The 26,397-nt window shown below is 74.2% G+C and carries 26 protein-coding genes; 14 read left to right on the plus strand and 12 right to left on the minus strand.

The window, feature by feature from the left end; all coding sequences use genetic code 11:
• Window positions 1–55 precede the first annotated feature (55 nt).
• Complete coding sequence (gene greA / locus C7Y72_RS18425) at window positions 56–526, minus strand: transcription elongation factor GreA (protein WP_107570654.1); 471 nt, start codon at window positions 524–526, stop codon at window positions 56–58.
• Entirely contained in the window at window positions 523–2,769 is a 2,247-nt protein-coding gene (gene cofH / locus C7Y72_RS18430) for a 5-amino-6-(D-ribitylamino)uracil--L-tyrosine 4-hydroxyphenyl transferase CofH (RefSeq protein ID WP_107570655.1), read from the minus strand. The genes greA and cofH overlap by 4 nt, the downstream gene beginning before the upstream one ends.
• Window positions 2,770–2,876: 107 nt before the next feature.
• On the opposite strand from cofH, the gene C7Y72_RS18435 reads away from it, so the two are divergent.
• Window positions 2,877–3,836 (plus strand): ABC transporter substrate-binding protein, encoded by a 960-nt coding sequence (locus tag C7Y72_RS18435; protein ID WP_158276932.1) that lies wholly within the window; start codon window positions 2,877–2,879, stop codon window positions 3,834–3,836.
• A gap of 15 nt (window positions 3,837–3,851) precedes the next feature.
• Here the strand turns inward: C7Y72_RS18435 and C7Y72_RS18440 are convergent, their stop codons facing one another.
• Entirely contained in the window at window positions 3,852–4,214 is a 363-nt protein-coding gene (locus tag C7Y72_RS18440) for a hypothetical protein (RefSeq protein ID WP_107570657.1), read from the minus strand.
• Window positions 4,215–4,249: 35 nt separating this feature from the next.
• On the opposite strand from C7Y72_RS18440, the gene ygfZ reads away from it, so the two are divergent.
• Window positions 4,250–5,221, plus strand: a complete 972-nt coding sequence (ygfZ, locus tag C7Y72_RS18445; RefSeq protein ID WP_107570658.1) for a CAF17-like 4Fe-4S cluster assembly/insertion protein YgfZ — start codon at window positions 4,250–4,252, stop codon at window positions 5,219–5,221.
• Here ygfZ and C7Y72_RS18450 read toward each other — a convergent pair.
• Window positions 5,190–6,968 carry an exonuclease domain-containing protein gene (locus C7Y72_RS18450; protein WP_158276933.1) on the minus strand — a complete coding sequence of 593 codons (1,779 nt, stop codon included), beginning with the start codon at window positions 6,966–6,968 and terminating at the stop codon, window positions 5,190–5,192. The genes ygfZ and C7Y72_RS18450 overlap by 32 nt on opposite strands.
• A 121-nt stretch (window positions 6,969–7,089) precedes the next feature.
• On the opposite strand from C7Y72_RS18450, the gene C7Y72_RS18455 reads away from it, so the two are divergent.
• The 5 genes from C7Y72_RS18455 to C7Y72_RS18475 all read left to right on the plus strand — a co-directional run bounded on the left by C7Y72_RS18455 (window position 7,090) and on the right by C7Y72_RS18475 (window position 10,099).
• Window positions 7,090–7,308, plus strand: a complete 219-nt coding sequence (locus C7Y72_RS18455; protein WP_107570660.1) for a hypothetical protein — start codon at window positions 7,090–7,092, stop codon at window positions 7,306–7,308.
• A 109-nt stretch (window positions 7,309–7,417) separates the two neighbouring features.
• Window positions 7,418–7,849 carry a hypothetical protein gene (locus C7Y72_RS23495; protein WP_154732703.1) on the plus strand — a complete coding sequence of 144 codons (432 nt, stop codon included), beginning with the start codon at window positions 7,418–7,420 and terminating at the stop codon, window positions 7,847–7,849.
• A gap of 26 nt (window positions 7,850–7,875) precedes the next feature.
• Window positions 7,876–8,448: a hypothetical protein gene (locus C7Y72_RS23500; RefSeq protein ID WP_107570662.1), complete on the plus strand. Its 573-nt coding sequence runs from the start codon at window positions 7,876–7,878 to the stop codon at window positions 8,446–8,448.
• A gap of 68 nt (window positions 8,449–8,516) precedes the next feature.
• Window positions 8,517–9,773, plus strand: coding sequence for a crotonyl-CoA carboxylase/reductase (gene ccrA / locus C7Y72_RS18470; RefSeq protein WP_107570663.1), 1,257 nt, complete (start codon window positions 8,517–8,519; stop codon window positions 9,771–9,773).
• The gene (locus tag C7Y72_RS18475) at window positions 9,773–10,099 is read left to right on the plus strand and encodes a hypothetical protein (protein ID WP_107570664.1); all 327 of its coding nucleotides are present in this window, start codon (window positions 9,773–9,775) and stop codon (window positions 10,097–10,099) included. The genes ccrA and C7Y72_RS18475 overlap by 1 nt, the downstream gene beginning before the upstream one ends.
• A gap of 89 nt (window positions 10,100–10,188) precedes the next feature.
• Here the strand turns inward: C7Y72_RS18475 and C7Y72_RS18480 are convergent, their stop codons facing one another.
• From C7Y72_RS18480 to C7Y72_RS18490, 3 genes are read right to left on the minus strand one after another with little or no spacing between them, the layout of a single operon-like run.
• Complete coding sequence (locus C7Y72_RS18480) at window positions 10,189–10,476, minus strand: ATP-dependent Clp protease adaptor ClpS (protein ID WP_107570665.1); 288 nt, start codon at window positions 10,474–10,476, stop codon at window positions 10,189–10,191.
• An 11-nt stretch (window positions 10,477–10,487) separates the two neighbouring features.
• A complete protein-coding gene (locus C7Y72_RS18485; protein ID WP_107570666.1) occupies window positions 10,488–11,351 on the minus strand; it encodes an MBL fold metallo-hydrolase in 864 nt (287 codons plus the stop codon).
• Window positions 11,348–12,166, minus strand: a complete 819-nt coding sequence (locus tag C7Y72_RS18490) for a class I SAM-dependent methyltransferase (RefSeq protein ID WP_146175449.1) — start codon at window positions 12,164–12,166, stop codon at window positions 11,348–11,350. Before C7Y72_RS18490 ends, C7Y72_RS18485 begins: the two co-directional genes overlap by 4 nt.
• Before the next feature lie 29 nt (window positions 12,167–12,195).
• Here C7Y72_RS18490 and C7Y72_RS18495 point away from each other — a divergent pair, with 29 nt between their 5' ends.
• From C7Y72_RS18495 to C7Y72_RS23505, 4 genes are read left to right on the plus strand one after another with little or no spacing between them, the layout of a single operon-like run.
• Window positions 12,196–13,125: a YihY/virulence factor BrkB family protein gene (locus tag C7Y72_RS18495; protein ID WP_107570668.1), complete on the plus strand. Its 930-nt coding sequence runs from the start codon at window positions 12,196–12,198 to the stop codon at window positions 13,123–13,125.
• 10 nt (window positions 13,126–13,135) lie between these two features.
• Entirely contained in the window at window positions 13,136–15,118 is a 1,983-nt protein-coding gene (locus C7Y72_RS18500; protein WP_107570669.1) for a protein meaA, read from the plus strand.
• Between the two features lie 7 nt (window positions 15,119–15,125).
• On the plus strand, window positions 15,126–16,088 hold the full coding sequence (locus tag C7Y72_RS18505) for an ArgK/MeaB family GTPase (protein WP_233243929.1): 963 nt from the start codon (window positions 15,126–15,128) through the stop codon (window positions 16,086–16,088).
• Window positions 16,088–16,240, plus strand: coding sequence for a hypothetical protein (locus tag C7Y72_RS23505; RefSeq protein WP_154732707.1), 153 nt, complete (start codon window positions 16,088–16,090; stop codon window positions 16,238–16,240). Before C7Y72_RS18505 ends, C7Y72_RS23505 begins: the two co-directional genes overlap by 1 nt.
• Here the strand turns inward: C7Y72_RS23505 and C7Y72_RS18510 are convergent.
• The 3 genes from C7Y72_RS18510 to C7Y72_RS18515 all read right to left on the minus strand — a co-directional run bounded on the left by C7Y72_RS18510 (window position 16,227) and on the right by C7Y72_RS18515 (window position 17,577).
• The gene (locus C7Y72_RS18510) at window positions 16,227–16,889 is read right to left on the minus strand and encodes a zinc ribbon domain-containing protein (protein WP_107570670.1); all 663 of its coding nucleotides are present in this window, start codon (window positions 16,887–16,889) and stop codon (window positions 16,227–16,229) included. The genes C7Y72_RS23505 and C7Y72_RS18510 overlap by 14 nt on opposite strands.
• A gap of 45 nt (window positions 16,890–16,934) precedes the next feature.
• Complete coding sequence (locus C7Y72_RS24185; protein WP_255450669.1) at window positions 16,935–17,060, minus strand: hypothetical protein; 126 nt, start codon at window positions 17,058–17,060, stop codon at window positions 16,935–16,937.
• An 85-nt stretch (window positions 17,061–17,145) separates the two neighbouring features.
• Entirely contained in the window at window positions 17,146–17,577 is a 432-nt protein-coding gene (locus C7Y72_RS18515; RefSeq protein WP_107570671.1) for a hypothetical protein, read from the minus strand.
• Between the two features lie 24 nt (window positions 17,578–17,601).
• On the opposite strand from C7Y72_RS18515, the gene moaA reads away from it, so the two are divergent.
• Together moaA and C7Y72_RS18525 are read left to right on the plus strand one after the other, a co-directional pair.
• Window positions 17,602–18,603 carry a GTP 3',8-cyclase MoaA gene (gene moaA, locus C7Y72_RS18520; RefSeq protein ID WP_107570672.1) on the plus strand — a complete coding sequence of 334 codons (1,002 nt, stop codon included), beginning with the start codon at window positions 17,602–17,604 and terminating at the stop codon, window positions 18,601–18,603.
• Between the two features lie 43 nt (window positions 18,604–18,646).
• Window positions 18,647–20,458, plus strand: a complete 1,812-nt coding sequence (locus C7Y72_RS18525) for a redoxin domain-containing protein (RefSeq protein ID WP_107570673.1) — start codon at window positions 18,647–18,649, stop codon at window positions 20,456–20,458.
• 24 nt (window positions 20,459–20,482) lie between these two features.
• Here C7Y72_RS18525 and mobA read toward each other — a convergent pair whose 3' ends face one another.
• Entirely contained in the window at window positions 20,483–21,082 is a 600-nt protein-coding gene (gene mobA / locus C7Y72_RS18530) for a molybdenum cofactor guanylyltransferase (RefSeq protein WP_107570674.1), read from the minus strand.
• A gap of 63 nt (window positions 21,083–21,145) precedes the next feature.
• On the opposite strand from mobA, the gene C7Y72_RS18535 reads away from it, so the two are divergent.
• Window positions 21,146–21,718: a hypothetical protein gene (locus C7Y72_RS18535; protein WP_107570675.1), complete on the plus strand. Its 573-nt coding sequence runs from the start codon at window positions 21,146–21,148 to the stop codon at window positions 21,716–21,718.
• A gap of 21 nt (window positions 21,719–21,739) precedes the next feature.
• Here the strand turns inward: C7Y72_RS18535 and C7Y72_RS18540 are convergent, their stop codons facing one another.
• Entirely contained in the window at window positions 21,740–26,389 is a 4,650-nt protein-coding gene (locus tag C7Y72_RS18540; RefSeq protein WP_107570676.1) for an NAD-glutamate dehydrogenase, read from the minus strand.
• Between the last annotated feature and the right edge of the window lie 8 nt (window positions 26,390–26,397).

The following is a 26,397-nucleotide window of genomic DNA, read 5'->3' on the forward strand; positions in this document are numbered from 1 at the left end:
CGACGGCGCCTCCGCGGAGGCGCGCCGACGCGCCAGACGCCTCCGCGGAGGCATCTCAGCCGATGCGCAGGACCGCCATCGGGCGGCCGCCGCGCGGGGTCTGCACCTCGACGGTGTCCCCCGCCTTCGCGCCCACGAGCGCGATCGCGACCGGCGACTCCGCGGACAGCTTCCCGGCGGACGCGTCCGCCTCGGTCGGGCCGACGATCGTGTAGGTCGCCTCCTTGCCGGAGGTCTCGTCACGCACGGTGACCGTCGAGCCGAAGCCCACGACGTCGGTGCCGGAGGCCTCGACGACGACCGCGTTGCGCAGCCGCTCCTGCAGGCGCAGGATCTTCGTCTCGAGGTGCCCCTGGTCCTCCTTGGCGATGTGGTACTCGGCGTTCTCCTTCAGGTCGCCCATGTCGCGGGCGAAGGAGATCCGCTTGGCGATGTCGGCCCGCGCGGTCGTCTCCAGCTCGTGCAGCTCCGCCTTGAGCGCCTCCAGGCCCTCCGCGGTGATCGCCTCGCCGCCCGGGGTGCTCATGCGGTCACCAGGTCGAAGCCGTCGAGCGTCATGCCGACGGGCGTGCGCCGCCGCACCGCGTAGAGCGTCGTGCGCTCCGCGGCGGGGCGCCCGGCCGCGTGCGCGGCCTCGACGAGGTCCTCCGGGTCCAGACGGACGCCGTGACGGCTCCCCGCCATGCGGCTGATCGACTCCTCCATGAGGGTTCCTCCCAGGTCGTTGACGCCCCAGCGCAGCGATTCGGTCGCCGCGTCCAGGCCCATCTTGACCCACGAGGCCTGCAGGTTGCTGATCGACCGGCCGAGCGCGAGGCGGAAGACCGCGGTGTGCTTGAGGTTCTCCTCGGCGGAGAGCTCCTCGACGCCGTGGGTGCGGCCGAGCATCGTCATGTACGGGATGAAGCTCAGCGGCACGAACTCGGTGATGCCGCCGGTGCGCTCCTGCAGCGCGCGGACGACGCGCAGGTGCTCGGCGAGCTCCCAGGGCTCCTCGACGTGCCCGAACATCACGGTCGAGGTCGAGCGCAGGCCCGCGGCGTGCGAGGCCTCGATCACCTCGACCCAGCGGGCGGCGGGCAGCTTGTTCGGGCTGATCCGCTCGCGCACGCCGTCGTGGAGCACCTCCGCGGCGGTCCCGGGCGTCGAGCCCAGGCCGGCGTCGCGCAGCTGCGCGAAGACCTCGGACAGCGGCAGGCCGCTGACCGTCGCCATGTGGTCGATCTCCATCGGCGAGTACGCGTGCAGGTGCAGCTGCGGCGCGAGCTCCTTCGCGAAGCGCAGCCAGCCGAGGTAGTCCTCGAACTGCCAGTCCGGGTGGATGCCCGACTGGATGCACAGCTCGGTGGCACCGAACGCGACCGCGTCGGCGACGCGCGCCGCGAAGTCCTCCCGCGAGTGCTCGTAGGCGTCCGGGGAGCGGCGGGACTGCCCGAAGCCGCAGAACGCGCAGCCGACCGTGCAGACGTTCGAGACGTTGATGTTGCGGTTCACGACGTAGGTGACGTCGTCCCCCGCGAGCTCGGCGCGCAGCTCGTCGGCGGCCTGGCGCAGGTCCTCGACCGCCTCGGGCCGGTCCTCCGCGAAGAGCGCGGTCAGCTCGTCCTCGCTCAGCCACGCACCGTCGCGGCCGCGGGCGATCGCCCCGGCGACGAGGTCGCGGCGGATCGGGCGCGGCGGGTCGGTCCGCCCGGACCCGCGCCGCGGGATGAACGACCAGTACTTCTGGCGGATCGTGTCCATCACGCCCGGGGCGATCCACCCGGCGTCGATGAACGAGCCGTACACGCACAGCCGCTCGGTGAGCGCGTAGCCGCGCGGGGCGAGCTCCTTGCGGACCTGGTGCGGGGACGGGAAGGGATGCTCGGGGCTGATGTGGTCGCCGTTGGCCGACAGGCCCCCGAGGTCGGTGGCGCCGGCGTCGATCAGCCGTGGCCACCAGTCGGCGAGGTTCGGCGGGATCTGCACGCCGACGTCGGGCATGATCCGCCGCGCGTGGGTGACGAGGTCCTCCATCTCCTCGATCGTCACGCCGGTCGCCCAGGCGGGCAGGTCCTTCGCGGGCCGCTCGCCCTCGCCGTCCCACAGGCCCGTCGCCCAGGCGCGCCGGGCGGCCGCGTCGGCGATCTCCGCGACCTCGCGGCCGTAGTAGGCGTCGTGCGGGACGAAGTTCTGCAGGATGACCTCCTGCAGGTGCCCGTGCTCGGCGTGGACCGCGGCCAGCGCGTCGAGCGCCGCGAACCGGTCCTGCGCGGTCTCGCCGATGCCGACGAGGATGCCGCTGGTGAACGGGATCCGCAGCTCGCCCGCCCAGCGGATCGTCTCGAGGCGGCGGTGCGGGGCCTTCGTCGGCGAGCCCTGGTGGGCGACGAGGTCGTCGCGGATCGACTCGAGCATCAGCCCCTGCGAGGCGGTGACCTCGCGCAGCCGCGCCAGGTCCTCCTTCGTGAGGACGCCGAGGTTCGTGTGCGGGAGCAGGCCGCGCTCGAGCGCGCGCTCGCAGGTCCACACGACGTACCCGGTGAAGTCCTCGTGCCCGTACGCGGCGAGCCGCGCGGCGACCTCGGCGTTGACCTCCGGCCGCTCGCCCGTGAGCACGAGCAGCTCCTTGACGTTGCGGCGCGCGGCGGCGTCGAGCTGCGCGATCACCTCGTCGGGCGAGTAGAGGTGCGCCTTGTGGGTCTTGAAGGCGCAGTACTTGCAGAAGCACTGGCAGGTTCGCGAGAGCGAGAGCGTGACGTTTCGCGAGAAGGTGACGCGACGGCGCATCCGTTGAGTGTATGGCGTCGCCGGACCGGTCCCGTCGAGGGCCGCGGACGCGCCCGGCGGCCGATGCGGCTCCGCGGCGCGGGTCCGGCGACGCCTATCCTGGCGGCGTGCTCCGTCGCCTGCTGCCGCTCCTCGCCCTCCTCGCCGCGCTCGGCCTGGCCGCCTGCAGCGGCGGCGACGGCCGCCCCGAGGAGGACGCGACGCTGCTGCTGGACTTCACGCCCAACGCGGTGCACGCGGGGATCTTCCTGGCCCGGTCGCGGGCGTTCGACGAGGCCGAGGGCGTGCGCCTGGAGATCCAGCCGCCGTCGGACTCGACCGACGCGGTGAAGCTCCTGACCGCCAACCGCACCGACTTCGCGATCCTCGACATCCACGACCTCGCGATCGCCCGCGAGAAGGGCGCCGATCTCGTCGCCGTGATGCCGGTCGTCCAGCAGCCGCTGGCGAGCGTCATCACCGGGCCGGACGTCCGCCGCCCGCGCGACCTGGAGGGCCGGACCGTCGGGGTCACCGGCCTGCCGAGCGACGTGGCCGTGCTGCGGTCGATCGTCCGCGGCGACGGCGGCGACCCCGAGCGGGTGAAGACGACCACGATCGGCTTCACCGCCGTGCAGGCGCTGCTCGGCGGCAAGGTCGACGGCGTGACCGCGTTCTGGAACGCGGAAGGCGTGGCGCTCAAGCGCGAGAAGCCCGACACGCGCGTCTTCAAGCTCGACCGCTACGGCGCCCCCTCCTACCCTGAGCTCGTGCTCGCGGTCAGCCGCTCGACCTACCAGGAGCGCCGGCCGCTCGTGCGCGCGGTGGTCACCGCGCTCAAGCGCGGCTACGACGAGGCGATCGCCGACCCGGAGTCCGGGACGACCGCGCTCGTCGAGGCCCAGGAGGGGCTGCGCCAGGACCTCGTGCTCGAGGAGCTCGAGGCCGTCTCCCCCGCGCTCGTCGGCAGCTCGGTCGGCTTCGGCGTGTTCGGCCGGCGCGACGTCGAGGAGTGGGCCCGCTGGGAGGCCGAGGTCGGCATCACCGAGGAGCCGGTGAACGTGGCGCTGGCGTTCGGCCGGCCCTGACGGCCGGCCCGGGCGCTACTGGGAGCGCAGGCGACGGAACTCGTCGCGCACCGACTGCGGACGGCCCCACATCTGCGTGACCTCCACACGGCCGCTGCGGACCTGGCGGACCGCGAGCTCGCCCGCGATGCCGGCGTCGTCGAGCAGGCCGAGCGCGGTGCTCACCGCGGGCGCCGAGGCGGCGTGCCCGAAGCGGTGGGCGACGAGCAGGCGCCAGTGCCAGTCGTGCTGCGAGTAGGGCTGCGCGTTGCAGGTCACCAGGTACACCGCGGCGTCGATGTACCGCTCCTCGTCGTGGATCCGCAGGTCGATCTCGAGATCGGTCCAGTCGTCGGGGAGCGAGTCGACGATCCGCTGGAAGGTGTCGGCGAGCGGCATGAGCAGGAATCTACCGTCTGCCATCCTCCGACCCCATGACCGTCCTCGTCATCACGGACACCGACCGCGAGGCGCTCACCACCGGCGCCGGGCTCGTGGACCGCTCCGAGCGCGGCAAGCTCGCGCTCACCGGCGCCGACCGTCGCAGCTTCCTCAACGGCCAGGTCACGAACGAGATCGAGGCCCTGGAGCCCGGCGGCGGCACCTACGCGGCGTTCCTCACCCACAAGGGCAAGATGCTCGGCGACGTGCGGGTGCTCGAGACCGGCGAGGAGCTCCTGCTGGACACCGAGCGCGTCGCGCTGCAGGCGCTGTTCGACCTCGTTCGCCGGTTCAGCATCGGCTACGACGTGCAGCTGCACAAGCGGACCCTGCAGACCGGGCTGCTGTCGCTCGTCGGGCCGCGCGCGGCGGCCGTCGCGGACGCCGAGGACCTGCCCGCCGAGGAGCACGCGCACCGGGCCGGGACGCTCGGCGGGCGCCCCGCACGGCTCGTGCGCACCCGCGCGGGCGTCGACGTGCTGACCGCGACCGAGGACGTCGAGGCGGTCCGCGCCGCACTGCTCCAGGCGGGCGCCGTGGCGGTGGCGGAGGCCTCCGCGGAGGTGCTGCGCGTCGAGGCGGGCGTCCCGCGCTACGGCGTCGACCTCGACGACACCGTGATCCCGCAGGAGGCGGCGCTCAACGAGCGGGCCGTGAGCTTCACGAAGGGCTGCTACGTCGGCCAGGAGACCGTCGCGCGGCTCTTCTACAAGGGCAAGCCCAACCGCCACCTGCGCGGGCTGCGGCTGTCCGGTCCCGCCGCGCCCGGCGACCCGCTCGTGCTCACCGGGGAGTCCGGGGAGCGCGAGGTCGGCCGCCTGGGCAGCGTCGCGGACTCCCCGCAGCACGGGCCGATCGCGCTCGCGCTCGTGCGCCGCGAGGCGGCGCCCGGGGACGTCGTGCGCGTCGGCGACGGCGACACGACCGCGGTCGTCACCGAGCTGCCGTTCGCCCCCGCGGACTGAGCGGCGGCGCGGGCGCGCCGCGCCGCGCGTCGGGCGCCCCGACGCCGTCGGCGGGCGGCTCGGGCACGCCGTGGGCGCGCAGGAACGCGGCGATCCGCCGCCGGGCCGGCTCCGGGTCGAGCTCGAGCGTCGGGACCACCCGGCCGCGCAGCCACGTCTCGGCGATCCGCTGGCGGCCGACGTCGGCGGGCGCGAGGTGCGGCACGGTCCCCGGACCGGTGTCGCGCAGCGCCCGGACCGTGCGGGCGACCCCGTCCTGCACGTCGTCGAGCGGCCCGTGGTCGGCGACGCGTCCGCCGACGAGCCAGAACGCGTCCCAGCCCCGCACGCCGCGGTGGGAGGCGAGCACGAGCCGTGGCCGGGCGTGCGCTGCGGCGACGTCCTCCCCCAGGGCGGCGAGCAGCTCCTCCAGGCGGGCGCGGCGACGCCGCAGCCACGCCGCGCGCTCGTAGCGCTCGGCGGCCGCGGCCCGGCGCATCTGCTCGTCGACGTGGCGCAGCAGCGGGTGGGTGGACGCGGGCACGCCGCCGACCGTGTCGCGCCGGGTGAACAGCGCCAGCGCCTCGTCGAGCTTGCGGCGGTAGGCGTTGGGGTCGAGGTCGCCCAGGCACGGGGACGCGCAGCGGCCCATCTGCCCGTACGCGGACGGGTGCGGCCGGCGGGGCAGCGAGCGGCCGCAGTGCCGCAGCCCGAACAGCGAGTTCAGCTGCTCGACGAGCTCGAGCGCTCCTGCGCGCGAGGCGAGCGGCCCGACGTTCACGGCGTGGCCGGGCGCGGGCTCCGGCGCCACCTCGAGCACGGGGAACGCGATGTCGAAGCGGCAGCGCAGGTACACGAAGCGGTCACGGTGCTTGTCGCGGACGTTGCCGGGCGGCAGCAGCTCCCCGATCAGGCGCTGCTCCTCCAGCAGGGCGCCGAGCTCCGAGCGCGTCTCGACGTGGTCGACGGACTCGACCCGCGCCGACCAGTCCCCGTCGGTCGAGGACGGGGCGAAGTGCGCGGCGGCCCGTCGGCGCAACGACACGGACTTGCCGACGTACAGCGGCTGGCCCGCCTCGTTGCGGAACACGTAGACGCCCGGGGCGTCGGGCAGGTGCCCCATCGCGGGGGCGCGCCGGCGCACGCCCTGGAGCGTCGCGCCGCCGTCGGTGCGGCCGGCGCGCGCCCGGCGGGGCCGGGCCGGGCGCAGGAGCGCGACCGCGTCCGCGACGGTGATCGCGTTGGCGCAGAGTTTGGGGAACAGCGCGCAGAACACGCGCGCGCAGGTCTCGGCGTCCGCGAGCGCGCGGTGCGAGACCTCGACGTCGATCCCGAGCGAGCCCGCGAGCAGCGCGAGCTTGCGCTGGCGGGCCAGCGGGTGCAGCCGTCGCGCCATCGCGACGGTGCAGAGCGTCGGCGGGTCGGGCCAGTCCAGTCCCGCGCGGTCGAACGCCTGTCGCAGCACCCGGACGTCGAACGACGCGGAGTGCGCGACGAGGACGCGATCCTCGAGCAGCTCGGCGAGCTCGGGCAGCGTCGTCTCGGCGGCGGGCGCGGCGTCGACCATCGCCTGCGTGATGCCGGTGAGGCGCTGCACGCCGCGGCTCAGCGGCGCGTGGACGGCGCACAACGTCTCCCAGCGGTCGTGCAGCTCACCGCCCCCGACGAGGACGGCGCCGACCTCGGTGAGCTCGCAGGCGTCACCGGCCTTGCCGTTGGTCTCGGTGTCGACGACGAGGAACTCCTGGGTGAGCAGCGACTGGTGCACGATGCGAACACGTGTACGTGTCGGCCCGGACGGCACGCAGGACGACGTGCACCCGTCCGACCGCGCGGAGGGCTACCGTGGAAGACGAGCACCCCGCCCTCCCCAGAGAAAGGCAGCGCGCATGACGACCGTCTCGCAGCAGGACGCCCTCCGCCGGCTCGAGGAGCTCGACGCGCTCGTGCGCGACGCGTGGGAGCAGTACCAGGCCGAGGTCCGGCTGCTCGACGGCGCCGCCTACGCCGTGGCCGAGCCCGCCGCCTGGGACGCCCTGCAGCTCACGCTCGCCGAGGTGCAGGCCGAGCGCGAGGCGCTCGCGGCCCCCGCGACCGGCAGCATCTGAACGTCGCCGTTCATCGCCGTTGACCCGAACGCCGGGTGTTCGGTTAGGGTTGCGCTCCGGGGGCCTGCTGTGGGCCCTCGAGGGCCCTGGGATGGAGAGCGATCGTCACGTGACCAAGAGGATGCGCCGGACGGCGACCGCGCTCGCGGCGACCGTGCTGCTGACCGCGGCCGGCTGCGGCGACGACGAGGACTACGCCAACGAGGAGCGGCCGCCCGCGCCGATCGTCGTGACGGCGGCGATCACGCCGTCGGGCGTCGCCGTGTCGCCCGAGAAGTTCGGGGCCGGGCCGATCAACCTGATCGTCACCAACCAGACCGAGACCTCGCAGCAGGTGACGCTCGAGACCCGCGACACGTCCTCCGGGCCGGGCATCACGCAGCGCACGGGTCCGATCAACCCGCGGGACACCGCGACGCTGAAGGCCGACGTGCCCAGCGGCTCCTACCGGGTGTCCGTGGGCGCCGGGTCGATCGACGCCGCGACGCTCGAGGTCGGCGCCGAGCGGCCGAGCGCGCAGAACGAACTCCTGCAGCCCTGAGCGTCCGCGTCTGGCACGATCGGGGGATGCCACGCCCGCGCCGGACCGCGATCCTGGCCGCCTGCCTCGCCGCGGGGGCCCCGGCCACGTACGCGCTCGCCCAGACCACGGTCACCCCCGAGCAGGAGACCACGGGAAGCAGCAACCCCCAGGCGTTCTTCTCGCAGGAGCTGCAGGCCGACGCGAAGACGAGCTCCGCGATCAAGCGCCTGCTGTCGAGCAAGGCGGGCTTCGTCGACGCGCGCAGCGGCTTCGTCGACGTGACGGGCGACGGCAAGGCCGACGCGATCGTCCTCGTCACGATGCCCGGCCAGGCGGGCACGGTCGCCCTCTACCTCTTCTCGACCGACGGCGGCGCCTCGGGCAAGCCGACGGCCAAGCTGCGCGCGGTGTTCCGCAGCCAGCAGCTCTATCGCGCCACGTTCAAGCTGCGCAACGGCACGCTCGTGGTCCGCACCCCGGTGTACGCCAAGGGCGACGAGCCGCAGGCCCCCTCGAAGTTCGAGGAGCGCGACTACGTGTGGGACAAGGCGTCCACGACGCTGCGTCGCACCGCCCGGCGGGAGTTCGCCGGCCCGGGCGCGACGCCCCCGCGCTGAGGGCCCGCGGCCCGGCCGCGGGACGGCACCGCAAACTCACGCTGCGGCCGGGTAACCTCTCCGGTCCTATGGCAGTCGATATCTCCCAGGTGTCCGTCGTCGACACCGAGCCCGGCGAGCTCCCGGCCACGATGGCGGCTTGGGTCATCCGCGAGGACCGCTTCGGCGAGCCGCGCGATGCCTTCCAGGTCGAAGAGATCGAGGTCCCGGAGCCCGGGGCGTTCGAGGTCGTGGTCCGCGTGATGGCGGCCGGCGTCAACTTCAACAACGTGTGGGCCGCGCTGGCGGAGCCCATCTCGATCTTCCGCTACGGCGACCACCCGCAGTACGGCCACCACATCGGTGGGTCGGACGCGTCGGGCATCGTCTGGAAGGTCGGCGAGGGCGTCACCCGCTGGAAGCCGGGCGACGAGGTCGTGATCCACTGCAACATGGCGTCCTACGAGGATCCCGAGGTCCACGGCCTCGACCCGATGGCCGCCCCGTCGCAGATGATCTGGGGCTACGAGACCACCTGGGGCTCCTTCGCGCAGTTCACGAAGGTCCAGGCCCAGCAGCTCCTCCCCAAGCCCAAGCACCTGAGCTGGGAGGAGGCCGCGTCCTACGGCCTCACGTACTTCACCGCCTACCGGATGCTCTTCAACCGCGGCGGCCTGACCGCCGGCAAGAAGGTCCTGATCTGGGGTGCGGCCGGTGGCCTCGGCGTCTTCGCCGTGCAGCTGTGCAAGGCCGCGGGCGCGGAGTGCGTCGGCGTCGTCTCCTCCGAGGAGAAGGGCGAGCTCGTCAAGGAGCTCGGCGCCGCCGGCTACCTGAACCGCAACGACTTCAAGGGCATGATGCGCAAGGGCGGCGAGACGCCCGAGGAGGAGAAGGCCCGCTTCCTCGAGTCGCGTCGCTTCTCGCAGGCGGTCAACGAGATCCTCGGCGAGGCGCCCGACATCGTCTTCGAGCACGTCGGCACCGCGACGTTCCCGACCTCCGTCTACGCGGTCAAGCCGTTCGGCAAGGTCGTCATCTGCGGCGCCACCTCCGGCTACACGCTCGACTTCGACGTCCGCTACCTGTGGATGCGCCAGAAGGAGATCATCGGCTCGCACTTCGCCAACGCGTGGGAGTGCAACCTCGCGAACAAGCTCATCGAGGAGTCGAAGGTCCGCCCCGTGCTCTGGAAGACCCTCGGGTTCGACGGGGTCGCCGAGGCGCACCAGATGATGCGCGACAACCAGCACCTCGGCAAGATCGCCGTGCTCGTCGGGGCCACCGAGCCCGGGCAGGGCCGCACCGCCGAGGGCGAGGGCGCGATCATCGCGGAGGTGGGTGCCTGATGGCCGCCGGCGCCGTGCAGATCGGCTGGTACGCCACGGGCTTCCGTGGCGACCAGCTCCAGGAGGCGCTCGAGGAGATCTCGGCGATCGCCCCCCGCTACGGGTCGACGCACTACAGCGTCTACCGCTCGATGGACGACCGCTACCGCTTCACCCAGTACTTCCATTTCGAGAAGAAGGCGGACTGGGACGCGTTCTGGAACGGCCCCGAGTTCACGCGCTTCCGCGTCGTGACCTCCGGCTGGTGGCAGGTCCCGGTCCTCTACACCTGGCAGGAGGTCGCGTCCTTCGGGTTCGCCCCCGCCGTGGAGCCCGCCGAGGCGTAGGTGGTCCGCCGGTCCTGCGGGACCGGCCCCCACCGAGGATGTGCCGACGGGGCGCGGGAGACCGCGCCCCGTCGTCGTGCTGCGGGGCCCTAGGCCTTCTCGAGCGGGGCCATCGTCAGGCCCGCGTCCTGCAGCTGGGACCAGTAGTGCTCGGCCAGCTCCTGGTGCCCGGACCAGACGATCGCCTGGCCGGTGTTGTGGATCTGGTCGGCGATCCGGTAGCCGCGGTCCAGCGTGATGCCGGGGATGAACCGAGCGAGGGTGCTCGCGACGCCGTCGAAGGTGTTGTGGTCGTCGTTGCGGACGATGACGCGCCAGGCGCCACCGAGACCACTGTCGGGCCCGCTCGTGCGGGGGAGTTCGATCGTCTGGCTCACGTCGGCGGACGTTACCGGGATTCGTCGCGCTTTTCCTCGCGCTTGGCCCAGTACCGGGCCAGCCCCGCGTGGTTCATCGACGGCCGGTACGCCTCCTCGTAGGCGGCGCGCGCGACGGGGTCGTCGGTCTTGGCGTGGATCAGCGCCCGTGCGGCGGCGGAGAAGCCGTCCTCGTCGGTCCCGCGCGCGAGCTCGGCGAGCTTCGGCAGCGTCTCGCGCAGCTCGTCGAGCTGGTGCTGGACGTCGTCGCGGAAGCCGAAGTGGGTCAGCGCGAGCCGCTCCGGGCGCCACGCCTCGACGAGGTCGATCGAGGCCAGCCAGAGCTCGACGTCGATGTCCGGCGGCGGGGTCGGCGGCAGCGCCGGGCCGCCCTCGATGCGCACCCCGGCGACGTCACCGGTGAACGCGGTGCCGGTCTCCTCGTGCAGGTACGCGACGTGGTGCTTGGCGTGCCCGGGCGTGTACGCCGCCCGGAAGCCGTCGATCGTCTCGCCGCCCTGCAGGACGCGGACGTTCTCCTGCGGGACCGGGACGACCTCGCCCCAGAGCCGGTCGAAGTCGGCGCCGTAGATCCGCTTGGCGCTGCTGACGAGCCGCTCGGGGTCGACGAGGTGGCGGGCGCCCTGCTCGTGCACGCAGACCTCCACGTCCGGCCAGCGCTGCACGAGCCGGCCGGCCGCCCCCGCGTGGTCGAAGTGGATGTGGGTCAGCAGGATGCGGCGCGGCGCGGGACGGTCCTCCCCGCGCGCCGCGAGCATCGTGGCGTGCGCGACCTCGGGGCCGGGGTCGACGAGGACGTCGTCCCCCACGGCGTAGCAGCAGACGGCGCGACGCGCCCCCATGTGCTCGACGTCCAGTGCTCGGATCTCGGTCATGCGTAGGCCTCTCTCTCGGCGACGATCACGTCCTGGAACGACAGGTGCTCCTCGCGGCCGCACCACGATCCCGGGTGCAGGCCGATGAGCGTGAGCCCGTGACGGCGCAGCGTCCGGAACACCCACTCGTCGGCGTAGGCGACGGCCTCCTCGGGCATCGCCTCGTCGAGGATCGCGACCTCCTCCTCCGCGTCGAGGAACGGGAAGTGCGCGACCCCGTCCTCGATCAGCGTGCGGGAGGTGTCGTTCAGCAGGAAGAAGGTGGCGAGGACGCGGCCGCCGGGCTTCAGGCAGCGCGCGATCTCCGCGAGGTAGTGGTCGGCCTCCGCCTCGAGCAGGTGCGTGAGCACGCTCGTGCAGAGGACGACGTCGAACGACCCGCTGGGGTACGGGAAGCGGTAGTCCGCCGCGGTGTGGGTCCCGCCCGGGTTGTAGCGGGCGTTGAAGAGGTCGGCGACACGGAAGCGGAAGTGCGGGTGGCGGCGGTAGCGGCGCCGGCACCAGCCGATCCCGTCGACGTTGACGTCGAAGCCGTCGTAGCGGCCGCCGGCCTGCGGGTCGAGCACGCGGGTGAGCGGCCGGGCCATCCGGCCGATGCCGCAGCCGACGTCGAGCACCGCGTCGGACGGGCGCAGGCCCACGAGCCGCTCGAGGTGCCCGGCGAACTCCTCCCCGGTCTCGACGAAGTCCGAGTGCCCGACGAACTGCAGGCGCCGCGGGGGCACGAGCCGGTCGGCCCGCGGCGGGCGGCTCAGGTAGCGGTCCCGGACGTCGAGCGCCCGCAGGCGCGCGGACATGGCGACTCGGCGGGACACGGGCGCCCCAGGCTAGTCGATCCGATCTCGTGGACAATGCCCGCATCGACCTCGCTCGGCGCCCCCATCCCCTGCGCGCCCTCGGGCGTGCGATCGCGCGGTTCTGGCGCAAGGCCTACGACGACGGCGTCACGGGTCTCGCGGCGATGGTCGCGTACAACCTGCTGCTGTCGATCTTCCCGCTGGCGCTGATCGCGCTGTTCGTCGCCGGGCAGGTCCTGAGCTCCGAGGACCTCGAGCGGTCGGTGCTCGCCGACCTCCAGCGGCTCTTCCCCAGCGCGGCCGACAGCACGCTGCGCAGCGCGCTGAACAGCATCGAGCAGCGCACGACGACGACCGGGATCGTCGCGCTCGTCGCCTCGGTGTGGATCGGCTCGTCGTTCTGGGGCGCGCTCGACACGGCGTTCGGCCGCATCTACGGGACCGACTCGCGGCCGTGGGTCCGCCAGAAGCTGTTCTCCGTCTCGATGCTCGTCGTCGTGTTCCTGTTCTTCGTCGCGTCGCTGGCGATCCCGTTCGCGCAGTCGACGTTGCGCAAGGGCGCCTCGGGCCTGCCGCTCGGGCTCGACGACGTGCACGAGATCGTCTTCGGGATCACGCTCGCCGCCGGGCTCGTGCTGCTCTTCGCCACCCTCTGCCTCGTGTACTGGCGGGTGCCGCGGGGGGCGATGCCGTGGCGGCGCGTCTGGCCGGGCGCGCTCGGCGCGACGCTGGCGATCGGCGTGGTCGACTACGCGTTCCCGCTGTACCTGACGAACGTGTCGACGATCGCCGAGGTCGGTCCCTCGGTCGTGTTCGCGCTGATCGCGCTGGTGTGGTTCTACGCCCTGGCGATCATCCTGCTGGCCGGGGCGGTGGTGAACGCGCTGCGCCGCACGCCCGAGGAGGTGCGGGCCGACGCCACCCGGGCCGCGGCGTCGGGCCCCGCCGCCCGGGTGGAATCCGTCGTCCATCCCTAGAATCCTGCGCATGAGCGACCATCGGCTGCCGGAGCGGGACCGCCCCTGGATGATGCGGACCTACGCGGGACACTCGACCGCGGAGAAGTCCAACGAGCTGTACCGCTCGAACCTCGCGAAGGGCCAGACCGGCCTGAGCGTGGCGTTCGACCTGCCCACCCAGACCGGCTACGACCCCGACCACGAGCTCGCCCGCGGCGAGGTCGGCAAGGTCGGCGTGCCCGTCGCGCACCGCGGCCACATGACGACGCTGATGTCCGGCATCCCGCTGGACAAGATGAACACGTCGATGACGATCAACGCGACCGCCGCGTGGCTGCTCGGCCTGTACATCGTCGCCGCCGAGGAGCAGGGCGTCGCGCAGGAGCAGCTCCAGGGCACGACGCAGAACGACATCATCAAGGAGTTCCTCGCGCGCGGGACCTACGCGTTCCCGCCCGGCCCGTCGATGCGGCTGATCGCGGACATGGTCGCCTACACGGTGACCGAGGTCCCGAAGTGGAACCCGATCAACATCTGCAGCTACCACCTGCAGGAGGCGGGCGCCACGCCCGTGCAGGAGATCGCCTACGCGATGAGCAACGCGATCGCCGTGCTCGACGCGGTGCGCGAGCGCGTCGACGAGTCGCTCATGCCGAAGGTCTTCAGCCGCATCTCGTTCTTCGTGAACGCGGGCGTGCGGTTCGTCGAGGAGCACGCGAAGCTCCGCGCGATGGGCATCCTCTGGGAGGAGCTCGGGCGCGAGCGCTACGGCGTCACCGACGAGAAGCAGCTGCGCTTCCGCTACGGCGTGCAGGTCAACTCGCTGGGCCTGACCGAGTCGCAGCCGGAGAACAACGTGCAGCGGATCGTGCTCGAGGCGCTCGCGGTCACGATGGGCCGCAACGCGCGCGCCCGCGCGCTCCAGCTCCCGGCGTGGAACGAGGCGCTGGGCCTCCCGCGCCCGTGGGACCAGCAGTGGGCGCTGCGGATCCAGCAGGTCCTCGCGTTCGAGACCGACCTGCTCGAGTACCCGGACATCTTCGAGGGCTCGGTCGTCATGGACGGCCTCGTGAACGAGATGCTCGAGGGCGCGCGCGCCGAGATGGCCGTCGTCGCCGAGCACGGCGGCGCCGTGAAGGCCGTCGACTACATGAAGGCCGCGCTCGTCGACAGCCACCGCGAGCGGATCAAGCGGATCGAGTCCGGCGACCAGACCGTCGTCGGCATCAACAAGTACACCGAGAGCGAGAAGTCGCCGCTCGTGGACGAGGAGGGCGGCATCATGGTCGTCGACCTCGCCGTCGAGGCGCAGCAGCGCGACGCGGTCGTCGCCTGGCGGGCCGAGCGCGACCAGGCCGCGGTCGACGCCGCGCTGGCCGAGCTCACGCGCGTGGCCGGCACCGACGAGAACATCATGCCCGCGACGATCGAGGCCGCCCGCGTCGGCGCGACGACCGGCGAGTGGTCGGCGGCGCTGCGCGACGCGTTCGGCGAGTACCGCGGCCCGACCGGCGTCGGCGAGGCCGCCGCCGGCAGCGACGACCCCGACATCGAGGAGCTGCGCGAGGAGGTCGACCGCGTCAGCGAGGCGCTCGGCCGCCGCATGAAGATCCTCGTCGGCAAGCCCGGTCTGGACGGGCACTCCAACGGCTCCGAGCAGATCGCGGTCCGTGCGCGCGACGCCGGCATGGACGTCGTCTACGAGGGCATCCGGCTGACCCCGGCGCAGATCGCGTCGAGCGCGCTGCAGGAGGGCGTCCACGTGATCGGCCTGTCGATCCTGTCCGGCTCGCACCGCGAGCTGATCCCGGACGTCATCCGGGCGCTGCGCGACGCGGGCGTCGACGCCCCGGTCGTCGTCGGCGGGATCATCCCGGAGGCGGACGAGCAGCCCCTGAAGGACGCGGGCGTCTCGGCGGTCTACACGCCGAAGGACTTCGACATGCGCAAGATCATGCGCGACATCGTCGCGCTGGTCGCCGACCACAACGGCATCGGGACGGCGGCGTAGCCCCCACGTGCCCCTGGACGGCGCGGAGCTCGGATCGCGGCTGCGGCACGGCGACCTGTCGGCCGCGCCCGCGGTCCTGAACCTGGTCGAGAACCGCACGCCGGCGGCGCGCGAGGAGATCGCGCGCCTGCTGCGCGAGGTGTCGCCAGCGCAGCTCGGCCGGGAGGCGCCCGGGCACGTCGTCGGCATCACCGGCCCGCCCGGCGCGGGCAAGTCGACGCTGCTGAGCGAGCTGGTGCGCGAGTGGCGCTCGCGCGACCGGTCGGTCGCGGTGCTCGCGGTCGACCCGTCGTCGCGGCGCTCGGGCGGCTCGCTGCTCGGGGACCGCGCCCGGATCACGTTCGACCCGACCGACCCGCGGACGTTCATCCGCTCGACCGCCGCCGGGGAGCGCCTCGGCGGCCTCGCCCCCGCGACGCGCGCGGCCGCGCACGCGCTGGCCGCCGCATTCGACGTCGTCGTCATCGAGACGGTCGGGGTCGGGCAGTCGGAGACCGAGGTCTCCGAGGTCGCGGACACGATCGCGGTGATCGTGCAGCCGGGCTCCGGCGACGCCCTGCAGTTCCTCAAGAGCGGGATCATGGAGATCCCCGACGTGCTCGTGGTGACGAAGGCGGACCTCGGGTCGATCGCGCTGCGCGCCCGTCGGGACCTGAGCGCGGCGCTGCGCTCGGCGGGCTCGCGCGACACCGCGGTGGTCGCGGTCTCCTCGATCGCCCCGGTCGTCGGGATCGACACGCTCGCGGACGCCCTCGACGAGCACCGCGGGCGACTGGACGTGCCGTCCCGGCGGCTCGCGGCCCGGCGCGCGAGCGCCCTGGCGGACTTCACGGTCGAGCACGGCGAGCGCGGCGTCCGCGCGCTCGGCGGGCGGCGGCCGGCGCAGCGCTTCCTCGACGACCAGGACCCGGGCGCCGACGTGCCCGCGCTGGTCGCCGCCCTCGAATCCCGTGCGGAGACCCCACGCTGATGAAGCTCGACCTGCTCCTCCTGATCGCCGCGTTCGTCGTCGGGACGGTCGTCGCCGAGCTCGCCGGGGCCGTGAACCTCGGGACCGCGCTCGCGTTCGGTCAGCTGACGTTCGCGGCCGTGCTCGTCTGGGTGCTCGTCAAGCGGCCGTGACGTCGTCCGGCCGGACGTCCGGCTCGGGCGCCATCCGGTGGCCGCAGTGCGGGCACACGCGCGCGGAGAGCCGCACGCTGCGGGCGCACGCCGGGCAGTCCTTCGTGCCGTAGCGCTCGGCCTGCTCGGCCGCCCGCTCGAGCTCGGCGAGCGTGGCGGCGGCGCGCTCGAGCGCGGCGTGGGCCGCCTCCCGCGCGGTCGGGGCCGCCGGTGCAGCGGCGGGGAGCGGCTCGGGCGCCGCGCTCTCGGGCACGACGGCCGCCTCGGGCGGCTCGGGCGGCTCGGGTTCCTCGGGGGCCGCTCCGGCGCCGACGGGGCCGGTCGCCTCCCTGTCGTCGGGCGCCGCGGCCGCGACCGGCCCGGCGACGTCCTGCAGCGGCCACGGCAGCTCCGCCGACGGCGTCTGCCCGCCCGCGGCGCCGCGACGGCGTCCCGCGGGCCGGCGCAGGCCGCGCGGCAGCGCGCGGAAGGTCCGCTCGACGTCCTCGATGCGGGTCGTCGTCGGCCGCTCGCGTGGCGGGAGGCCGTGCTCGGCCCGGACCCGGTCCTCGGCCCGCCGGTCGACCCAGCGGACCCCGGCCAGGAGCAGCGACGCCCCCGCGACGAGCAGGGGCGTGAGCACCGCGAGGACGTAGAGCACGCCGGTCATCGAGCCCTGGAGGCTAGGCCTCCTGGCGGACGGCGCGCGCCGGTCTCAGAGGACGCCCGTGCCGCCGAGCGCGAGCAGCGCCATCACGGCGACGACGAAGGCGAGCAGGACGCCGTCGAAGCTGCGACGGCCGACGGTGGAGGTGTGCTGGGCGATCTCGTGGGAGGACATGCTCCCCACGTCGGCCGTCCAGCGCGCGCTCCTCAGTTCCGGTCCCCGACGTCGAACGGACGTCCAGGTGCGCGCCCGGTCGTGGTTAGGGCGCGGCGGGCTGGGGCGGCTGCGGCTGCGCCTTCGCGAGCGAGGAGATCCGCCACTCGCCCCCCTCGAGCGTCAGCTCGAGCGTGTCCTGCGAGTCGGGCTGCCCCTCGGCGCTGGAGCGGACCTGCACCAGCGCCTTGGACTTGTTGACCGTCACCTCGCCGACCTCGACCCGCGGGTTCTTCACCTCCTGGAGCCCGCGCTTGAACGCGAGCTCGCAGGGCAGGCCGACCGCCTCGACGCTGCGCAGCAGCTCCTTCGCGACGAGGTCGTCGCAGATCCGCTGGTAGTCCTTCTTCGCGCTCGCCTCCCCGTAGCTGCGCACCGTGTCGCGCACGAGGTCGGTGTCGGACTCCCCGCCGCAGCCGGCGGCGAACGCGCTGAGGGCCGCGAGCAGCGCGGCGAGACGCCTGGTCCGAACGGTCATCGCGCCGCAGAGTACAGTCCCTGCATGGGTCGAGAGGCACTCGTCGACGGGCACGGTCGTCGCATCGGGGACGTGCGCGTGTCGGTCACCGACCGCTGCAACTTCCGCTGCCAGTACTGCATGCCCGCGGAGGGCCTCCCGTGGCTCGAGCGCTCCGACGTCCTGAGCTTCGAGGAGCTGACGCGCATCGTGCGCCTCCTCGCGGAGATGGGCGTGGGCGGCGTGCGCCTCACCGGCGGCGAGCCGCTCGTGCGCCGCGACCTGCCGCGGCTCGCCGCCATGGTCGCCGCGCTGCCGGGGGTCGAGGACCTCGCGATCACCACGAACGGCTTCCTGCTCGAGCGCGACGCCCGGGCGCTCGTCGACGCCGGGGTGCGCCGCTTCAACGTGTCGATCGACTCGCTGCAGCGCGACCGCTTCTACGAGCTGACGCGTCGTGACGCGCTCCCCCGCGTCCTCGCGGGACTCGAGGCGCTCGCGGCGATCCCGCAGGCGCACCCGATCAAGGTGAACGCCGTCGCGCTGCGCGACTTCACCGAGCAGGAGGCGCTCCCGTTCGCCGCGTTCGCGCGCGAGCACCCGTTCGAGGTCCGCTTCATCGAGGTCATGCCCCTGGACGCGGACCGCCGCTGGACGCCGGAGCAGGTCCTGACCGGCCAGGAGCTCCACGACCTGATCCACGCGGTCCACCCGCTCGAGCCGCTCGAGCGCGCGCCGTCGTCCACCGCGCGGGTCTACCGCTTCGCCGACGGCCGGGGCGCCGGGACGATCGGCTTCATCAACCCGGTCAGCGAGCCGTTCTGCGACGACTGCAACCGGCTGCGGCTCACCGCCGACGGCAAGCTGCGCACCTGCCTGTTCTCGGTCAACGAGACCGACCTGCGCACGCCGCTGCGCGACGGGACCGACGACGACGGGCTCGTGCAGATCATCCGCGACGCGGTCTGGCGCAAGGAGCTCAAGCACCGCGTCAACGACCCGGGCTTCGTGCAGCCGCCGCGCTCCATGAGCGCCATCGGCGGCTGAGCGTTCATCCAAACGTCACCGGCGAGCGAACATCCTGGTCGGGATGCTCCTCCTGACGCTCTTCGCCGTCCTCGCCGGTGCCGGCACCGCGGTCAGCCCGTGCGTGCTGCCGGTCCTCCCCGCGCTGCTGTCCGCGGGCGCCACCGGCGGCCGCCGCCGTCCGCTGGGGATCGTCTGCGGGCTGACCGTCACCTTCACGGTGACGATCGTCGGCCTCGCCCAGGTGGTCGACGGCGTCGGGCTCGGCGACGGGCTGCTGCGGACGCTGGCGATCGTCGCGCTGCTCGGCTTCGGCCTCGTCGTGCTCGTCCCGGCGCTCGGCGACCGGGTCGAGGCGCCGCTCTCGCGGCTGGCGCGGTTCGGCCCGACCGGGCGCGAGGGCGACGGCCTGCGGTCCGGCCTGCTGATCGGCGGCGCGCTGGGCTTCGTGTACGCGCCGTGTGCCGGCCCGATCCTCGCGGCCGTGATCGCGGTCGGCGCCGCCACGGGCGAGACCGTCGTCATCGGCCTCGCCTACGCGGCCGGGTCGGCGGCCGTCCTGCTGCTGCTGGCGCTCGGCGGGCGGCGCGTCGTGGACCGCGTGCGCCGGGCCGGCCGCGGTCCCGCCGTCCAGCGGGCGGTCGGTGCGGTGATGGTGCTCACCGCGGTCGCGATGCTCGCCGACCTCGACGTGCGCTTCCAGACCTCGATCGCCGACCACCTGCCCGCCGCGGTCGTCAACCCCACGCGCGCGCTGGAGCGGTCCGGGGCGGTCGCCGACCGGCTCGAGGACCTGCAGGGCGCGCCGCGCTTTAACTCGCAGGCGGCCGCGCGCGACGCCGCGCCCGCGGTCGCCGCCGCGACCACCGGACCGACCGGTCCCGCCCCGGACCCCGACACCGCCGCGCTCCCGGGCGTGCGCACGCCGCCGCTGCCCGTGCTCGGCCCCGCACCGGAGTTCCGGGACACGCAGCGCTGGTTCAACACCCCGGACGGTCGCGCGCTCTCGCTGCGGCAGCTGCGCCGCGAGCGCAAGGTCGTGCTCATCGACTTCTGGACCTACACCTGCATCAACTGCATCCGGACGCTCCCCTACCTGCGGGCGTGGGACGCGAAGTACCGCCGGCTCGGCCTCGAGATCGTCGGGGTGCACACGCCCGAGTTCGCGTTCGAGAAGGACGCCGGGAACGTCGCCGACGCCGTCCGCCGCAGCCGCCTGCGCTACCCCGTCGTGCAGGACAACGACTTCGGCACCTGGAACGCCTGGGGCAACCAGTTCTGGCCCGCCAAGTACCTCATCGACGCCGACGGCCAGGTCCGCTACACGCACTTCGGGGAGGGCGAGTACCGGGAGACCGAGGCCGCCATCCGCGCCCTGCTCGCCGAGGCCGGCGACCGCGACCTCGGCGCCGGGGTCCGCACCACCGGCGGCGACGCGCCCTCGCAGCGCACCACGCCCGAGACGTACCTCGGCTCGCAGCGCGCGCAGGGGTGGGCGCAGCCGCCGACCGACGGCACGCGCGCCTACCGCTACCGCGGCGCGCTGCCCCAGAGCGGCTTCGCGCTTGACGGTCGCTGGCGGGTGGACGGCGAGCGCGCCGCCGCGGTCGCCGACGGCGTCCTGCGCGCGCAGGTCGTCGCCCGCGACGTCTACCTCGTCCTCAGCCCGCCGCGCACGCGCGCGGGCCTCGTGACCGTCGAGCTCGACGGCCGCCCGATCCGCGCCCGCGACGCGGGCGACGACGTCCGCGGCGGCCGCGTCCGCGTGCCGTCGCAGCGGCTGTACCACCTCGTGCACCTCGACCGTCCGGGCGAGCACGAGCTGACCCTGCGGTTCCGCGACGGCACCGCCGGCTACGCGTTCACGTTCGGCTGAGGCGGGGACGGGGGCTGCGGCCGGTCAGGCCGGGAAGCCGTCGCGACGGTCGAGCATCGCGGTCGCCTGCAGCAGGTCGTCCGGCGTGTTGACGTTGAAGTACGGCGTCGCGTCGGTCTCCGCGAGCTCCCGCACCCGCAGCCCCTGCACCGCGTCCGTGAGCCGGACCGTCGGGTCGAACCCGGCGAGCCGGCCGAGCGCGCCCGGCGCGTACAGGGCGCACAGCGGCTGCAGCCGTCCCGCGACCCGCGGGACGACGGCGTCGGCGTCCCCCCGGTCCACGGCGAGGATCCGCCGGACCGTGGCGCGGTCCAGCAGCGCGAGGTCCCCGGCGGCGACGAACACCGGGCGTCCGCCGGCCAGGCGCAGCGCCTGCACGATCCCCGCGAGCGGATGGCGCGGCACCGGCGGCTCCATCCAGACCGCGACGCGCGGGTCCAGGCCGGGCAGCTCGACGTCGCGCTTGGCCACGACCGCGACGTCCGGCAGGACCGCCAGCAGCGCGGCGAGCGGATGGTTCAGCAGCGCCCGCCCCCGGACGAGCACGATCGCCTTCCCGCCGCCCATGCGGCGACCCAGCCCACCGGCGAGCACCACGCCCATCGGCGCGCGCGCATCGCTCATCGCTGGCCCCCTGCCCCGGACACGTGGCCGAGCCTACCGCCGTCCGCGCCGTAGACTGGCGGCATGGAGGGTTCCTTCGACAGTCGGCCGTGGCTGCGCTGCTACCGGTGCTGGTCCACCGACCTCGAGGTCCAGGTGCACTACGACGGCGTGCACAAGATCGACCTCGAGACCGGTGAGCGCGCCGAGCCGATCGAGCAGATCCAGGAGGCCGTCGTGCAGTGCGTCGACTGCATGCACGACCAGCCGCACCTCCTGTTCGTCGGGGACCGCGTCGAGCCGATCGAGGACCGCTGGGAGCGGATGGTCGCCGGGACCCCGTGGGTGGCGTCCTGCACCGTGTCGGTGAACACCGACGAGGTCGAGACCTGCACCGGCCCCGAGGCCGCCGACGCCCTCTCCTACGCCGCCTTCGGCGACCACGGCACCCGCGAGTTCTTCACGCACGTGCGGTTCCACAAGCACGAGGACGACAACCGCACGATCGTCGTGCACCTGCTCGTCGAGCTCTACGCCCGCTCGCAGGACGAGGCCACCGACGTGCTCGAGGAGGCCGCCCGCGGCCCGATCGCGATCACCTCGCTGGCCGAGGAGTCGCGCCCGCCCGCCGCCTCCGGCGGCGCCGACCCGCACTGAGCGGCCGACACCGCAGGCGGCTCAGCGGCCGACGACGGTCCGCAGGCGCCGCGCGACGAGCCCGAGGCCGGCGACGTCCGCGCCCTCCCCGGCGACCATCCGGGCGAGCGTCGTGAACCGCTCGACCTGGACCGCGCGCGTGGCGAGCGCCGCGCCGACCGCGGCGGCCGGCTCGAGCTCGGGATGCTCCGACAGCGCGACGCCCGCGAGCTCGACCGCGAGGTCGTGCAGCTCGTCGGTGACCGACAGCGCCGCCCACCGCTGCGCGCGCCCGGACGGCGGCAGCTGCGCGACCGCCGTGTGCAGCGCGCTGAGCCACAGGGCGTCCTGCACCGCCACGAGCCCGGCGGCCGCCGCGGGCACGTCCCGGCCCGTGCGCTGCGCCAGCCCGACGAGCGCCGGGGCGTGCACGAGCTCCGGCAGCAACGCGAGCGCGGTCGCGAGGTCCTGCGGCACCCCGCGCTCCGCGAGCGCGGTGGCCCGGCGCTCGTGCGCGGCGGCCCGGTCGCCACCGAGGATCCCGGCGACGTCCGCGCGGACGAGCTCCGCGGCCTGCGCGGTGGCGGCCGCGAGCGGGCCGATCTCCGCACCGGGAGCGTGGCGCAGCACCCAGCGGCTGCTGATCCGGACGGCCTCGTCGACGAGCGTCATCGCCGACCACTGGTCGGCGGGCGAGAGGTCGTGCAGGCGCTCGACCCGCTCCCACAGGGCGACCGCGCCGAGCCCGTCGCGGGCGATGCGCTGCGCGCGCACGACGTCGGCCGCCGGGACGCCGAGCTCGGTGACGCGCCGCGCGACGAACGTCGGGCCGTGCGCGTCGATGACGTCGTTGGCCACGCGCGTCGCGACGATCTCGCGCCGCAGCGGATGCGCGTCGACGCGATCACCGACCCGGTCGAGCACACGGGGCGGGAACGCGCCCCGCAGGTCCTCGCGCAGTGCGGGGTCGTCGAGCAGCCCGTCGGCCAGCAGCGTGTCCGCGAGCTGCTGCTTGGCCAGCGCCAGCAGCACGGCGATCTCCGGACGCAGCAGCCCCTGCCCGGCGGACCGTCGTTCGGCGAGCTCCTCGCTGGACGGCAGCCGCTCGAGCGCCCGGTCGAGCATCCCCCCGCGCTCGAGGTCGAGCATCAGGTCCTCGTAGGCCAGCAGCTCCTCGGCGGAGCGCCGCTCCTCCTGGGTGATGATCTGCGCCTGCAGGAACGAGTTCTGCAGCACGTGCGCGGTGACGTCGCCGGTGACGTCGGCCAGCAGCGCGTCGCGCTCGGGTCGGGTCATCCCGTCCTGGGGGTCCTGCTCCAGGAGCCCCAGCAGGATCTTCAGGTTCACCTCGTGGTCGGAGCAGTCGACTCCCGCGGAGTTGTCGATGAAGTCCGCGTTGACGAGGATCCCGGACCGCGCGGCCTCCACGCGCGCACGCTGCGTGAAGCCGAGGTTGCCGCCCTCGCCCACGACGCGCACCCGCAGGTCGCGGGCATCGACGCGGATCGCGTCGGAGGAGCGGTCCTGCGCGTCGGCGTCGGACTCGGTGGACGCCTTGACCACCGTGCCGATGCCGCCGTTGAACAGGAGGTCGACCGGCGCGCGCAGGACGGCGCGGATCAGGTCGGCGGGCGCGAGCTCGACGTCGTCGATGGCCAGCGCGCGCCGGATCTCGTCGCTGAGCGGGATCCGCTTCGCGGTCCGGGGGAAGACCCCGCCGCCCGGGCTGATCAGCTCCCGGTCGTAGTCGTCCCAGGTCGAGCCGGGCCGGTCGAACAGCCGCCGACGCTCCGCCCACGCGGCCGCCGGGTCACCCGGGTCGGGGTCGAGGAAGACGTGGCGGTGGTCGTAGGCGGCGACGAGCCGCAGGCTGCGCGAGAGCAGCATGCCGTTGCCGAAGACGTCGCCGCTCATGTCGCCGATCCCGACGACGGTCACCGGGTCCCGTTCGGGGTCGACGCCGAGCTCGCGGAAGTGCCGCTTGACCGACTCCCAGGCGCCGCGGGCGGTGATCCCCAGCGCCTTGTGGTCGTAGCCCGCCGAGCCGCCGCTGGCGAACGCGTCGTCGAGCCAGAACCCGCGGCCCTGCGCGATGCCGTTCGCCACGTCGGAGAACGTGGCGGTCCCCTTGTCGGCGGCGACGACGAGGTACGGATCGTCGTCGTCGTAGCGGCGCACGTGCGCGGGCGGGACCACCCGGTCGCCGTCGCGGTCGTCGCTGAGATCCAGCAGCGCGTTGATGTATGTCTCGTAGCCGCGGCGGACCGCCTCGCGCAGCGACGCCGGGTCCGCGGGCGGCCGGCGCAGGTAGAAGCCGCCCTTGGCGCCGGTCGGCACGATCACCGCGTTCTTCACCATCTGCGCGCGCATCAGGCCCCACACCTCGGTGCGGTAGTCCTGCCGGTCGGACCAGCGCAGGCCACCGCGGGCGATGCGGCCGCCGCGGATGTGGATGCCCTCCACCTCGTCGCCGCAGACGAAGATCTCCACGAGCGGCGGCGGGCTCGGCAGCGCGGGCACGTCGGCGCTGCGGAGCTTGAACGCGAGCGCCCCGCGACCGGGCACGTACGCGTTCGTGCGCAGCGTCGCGTCGATCACCCCGAGCTGGTTGCGCAGGATCCGGTCGTGGTCCAGGGAGACGACCGCATCGAGGCGCTCGTCGATCTCCGCGCGCAGCGCCCGCTCCGCCTCGGGGTCCGGCTCCCGCGACGGGTCGAAGCGTAGCTCGAACAGCTCGACGAGCCGCTGCGTGAGCTGCGCGTTCTGCGCGATGACCTCGTTCTGGTACGCCTCGGTGAAGCGCGATCCGATCCGCTGGCGGTAGCGCCGGTACGCGCGCAGCGCCTCGAGCCGGTCGTGCGACAGGTCGGTGAGCACGACCAGCCGGTGCAGGTCGTCGCTCTCCGCCTCGCCGCGCAGGACCGCGCGCACGCACGCGGCCACCCGCTCGCCGCAGCGCTCGAGGTCCAGCGGCCGGTCGTCGGGGCCGAGGACGCCGAAGTCCTGCAGCCAGGCCTCCTCGTCGTGCACCAGGCGCGTGGGGCGCTCCTCCACGACCCGCAGGCCGAGGTGCTCGAGCACCGGCATCACCGCCGACAGCTCCGCCTTGTCCCCCCGCCGGACGACCGTGAGCCGCGTGAGGGTCGGGTCGTTGCCGATCCCGGCCTCGGTGCGCAGGTGGACGGCGAGGTCGGCGCTGCGCCGCCGCAGGTCCTCGAGCGCGTCGACGTCCGCGACCGCCGCCTGCGGCTCCGTGCGCGCCTTGTAGGAGGACGGCAGCCGCCCGGCCCAGCGGGCGTGCAGCAGCCGGCCGCGCTCGTCGCCGTGGGCCGTCACGAGCACGTCGCGCAGCCGGTCGTCCCACGTCCGCGACAGCGCCGCCACACCGCGCTCGAGCTCGGCGAGGTCGAGCTCCGGCAGACCACCGGCCGCGTACGCGCCCACGTGCAGGCGCACGTGGTCGCCCTCCCCCAGCACCTCGTCGACCGCGACCTCGTCGGCGCGCAGGACGCCCCGGACGAGCTCGCGGACGTCGTCGCGCACGCCCGCGTCGTAGGAGGCGCGCGGCACGACCGCCAGCAGCGCCGCGTGCCGCCGGTCCGTCTCGCGCCGTCCGAGGACCCGCACCGCACTCGGGGCGAGCCCGAGCAGCTCGACCACGAGCCCGCGCAGCGCCTCGGTGGAGGAGCCGAACAGCAGGTCCTTGGGGAACGACTCGTACAGCGCGACGGCGGCCTTCCAGTCGTGCGACCCCTCCGCGAGGTCCTCGGCGGCGAGGATCCGGCGGAGCTTGTGCCGCAGCAGCGGCACCCGGCCCGCCGGCTCGGCGTCAGCGCGGCTCGTGAAGAGGCCGACGAACACGCCCGCGTCGCGCACGTGCAGCTCGTCGAGCCGCACCCGACGGTGGACCGGGGAGCGGTCCGCCCCCTTGCGCACGGTCACCGCCCCGTTGCCGTCGGCCGGGGCCGCGTCGAGCGCGACACGGCGGGGCGCGTCCTCGGCGAGCAGGCCCAGCGGCGCCGTCTCGGTCCCCCGGTGCCCGATCAGCACGAAGTGCTCGTCCGCCACCCAGCGCAGGAACTCGGCGGCCTCGGCGTCGTCGGGATCGCCTCCCGCCTGCAGCTCGTCGGCCGCCGTGAGCAGGCTGTCGCACATCGCCGGGAAGTCGGACACGGCGCGTGCCACCGCCGCGAGCACGTCGGCCACGCCGTCCTCGAGCCGGGCGAGCTCCTCCGGCGTCAGGCGCCGGTCCATCGCGACGTGGATGACCGACTCGGCGTGCAGGTCCTCCCCGGGCGCGCCGACCGCGACGATGCGGCCCTCGGCGTCGCGCCGGACCCCGAGGATCGGGTGCGACGTCGACCGCACCGGCACGCCCTGCGCCTCGATCTCTGCGACCACCGAGTCGACGAGGAACGGCAGGTCGTCGGTGTTCGTCTCCAGGACGCTGCCGGTCGCCTCGTACCCGTCCTGCGAGACCGACGGCGTGTGCGCCCGTACCGCGCTCGGCGCGGTGCCGCGACCGTCGGCGAGCAGGAACGCGCCCCGGACCTCGGCGGCGACGGCCGCCGCGTCCTGCGGCTCGGTGGCCCGACGGCGCAGGTAGCGCTCCGCGAAGGCGCGGAGCGCGTCGGCGTCGATCCCGTGCTGCGACGCCTCTGACCCGAGCGCCGCGGTGACCGTCTCCTCCATGCCGGCGA

The sequence above is a fragment of the Paraconexibacter algicola genome (assembly GCF_003044185.1).
In the GTDB taxonomy this organism is placed as follows: domain Bacteria; phylum Actinomycetota; class Thermoleophilia; order Solirubrobacterales; family Solirubrobacteraceae; genus Paraconexibacter; species Paraconexibacter algicola.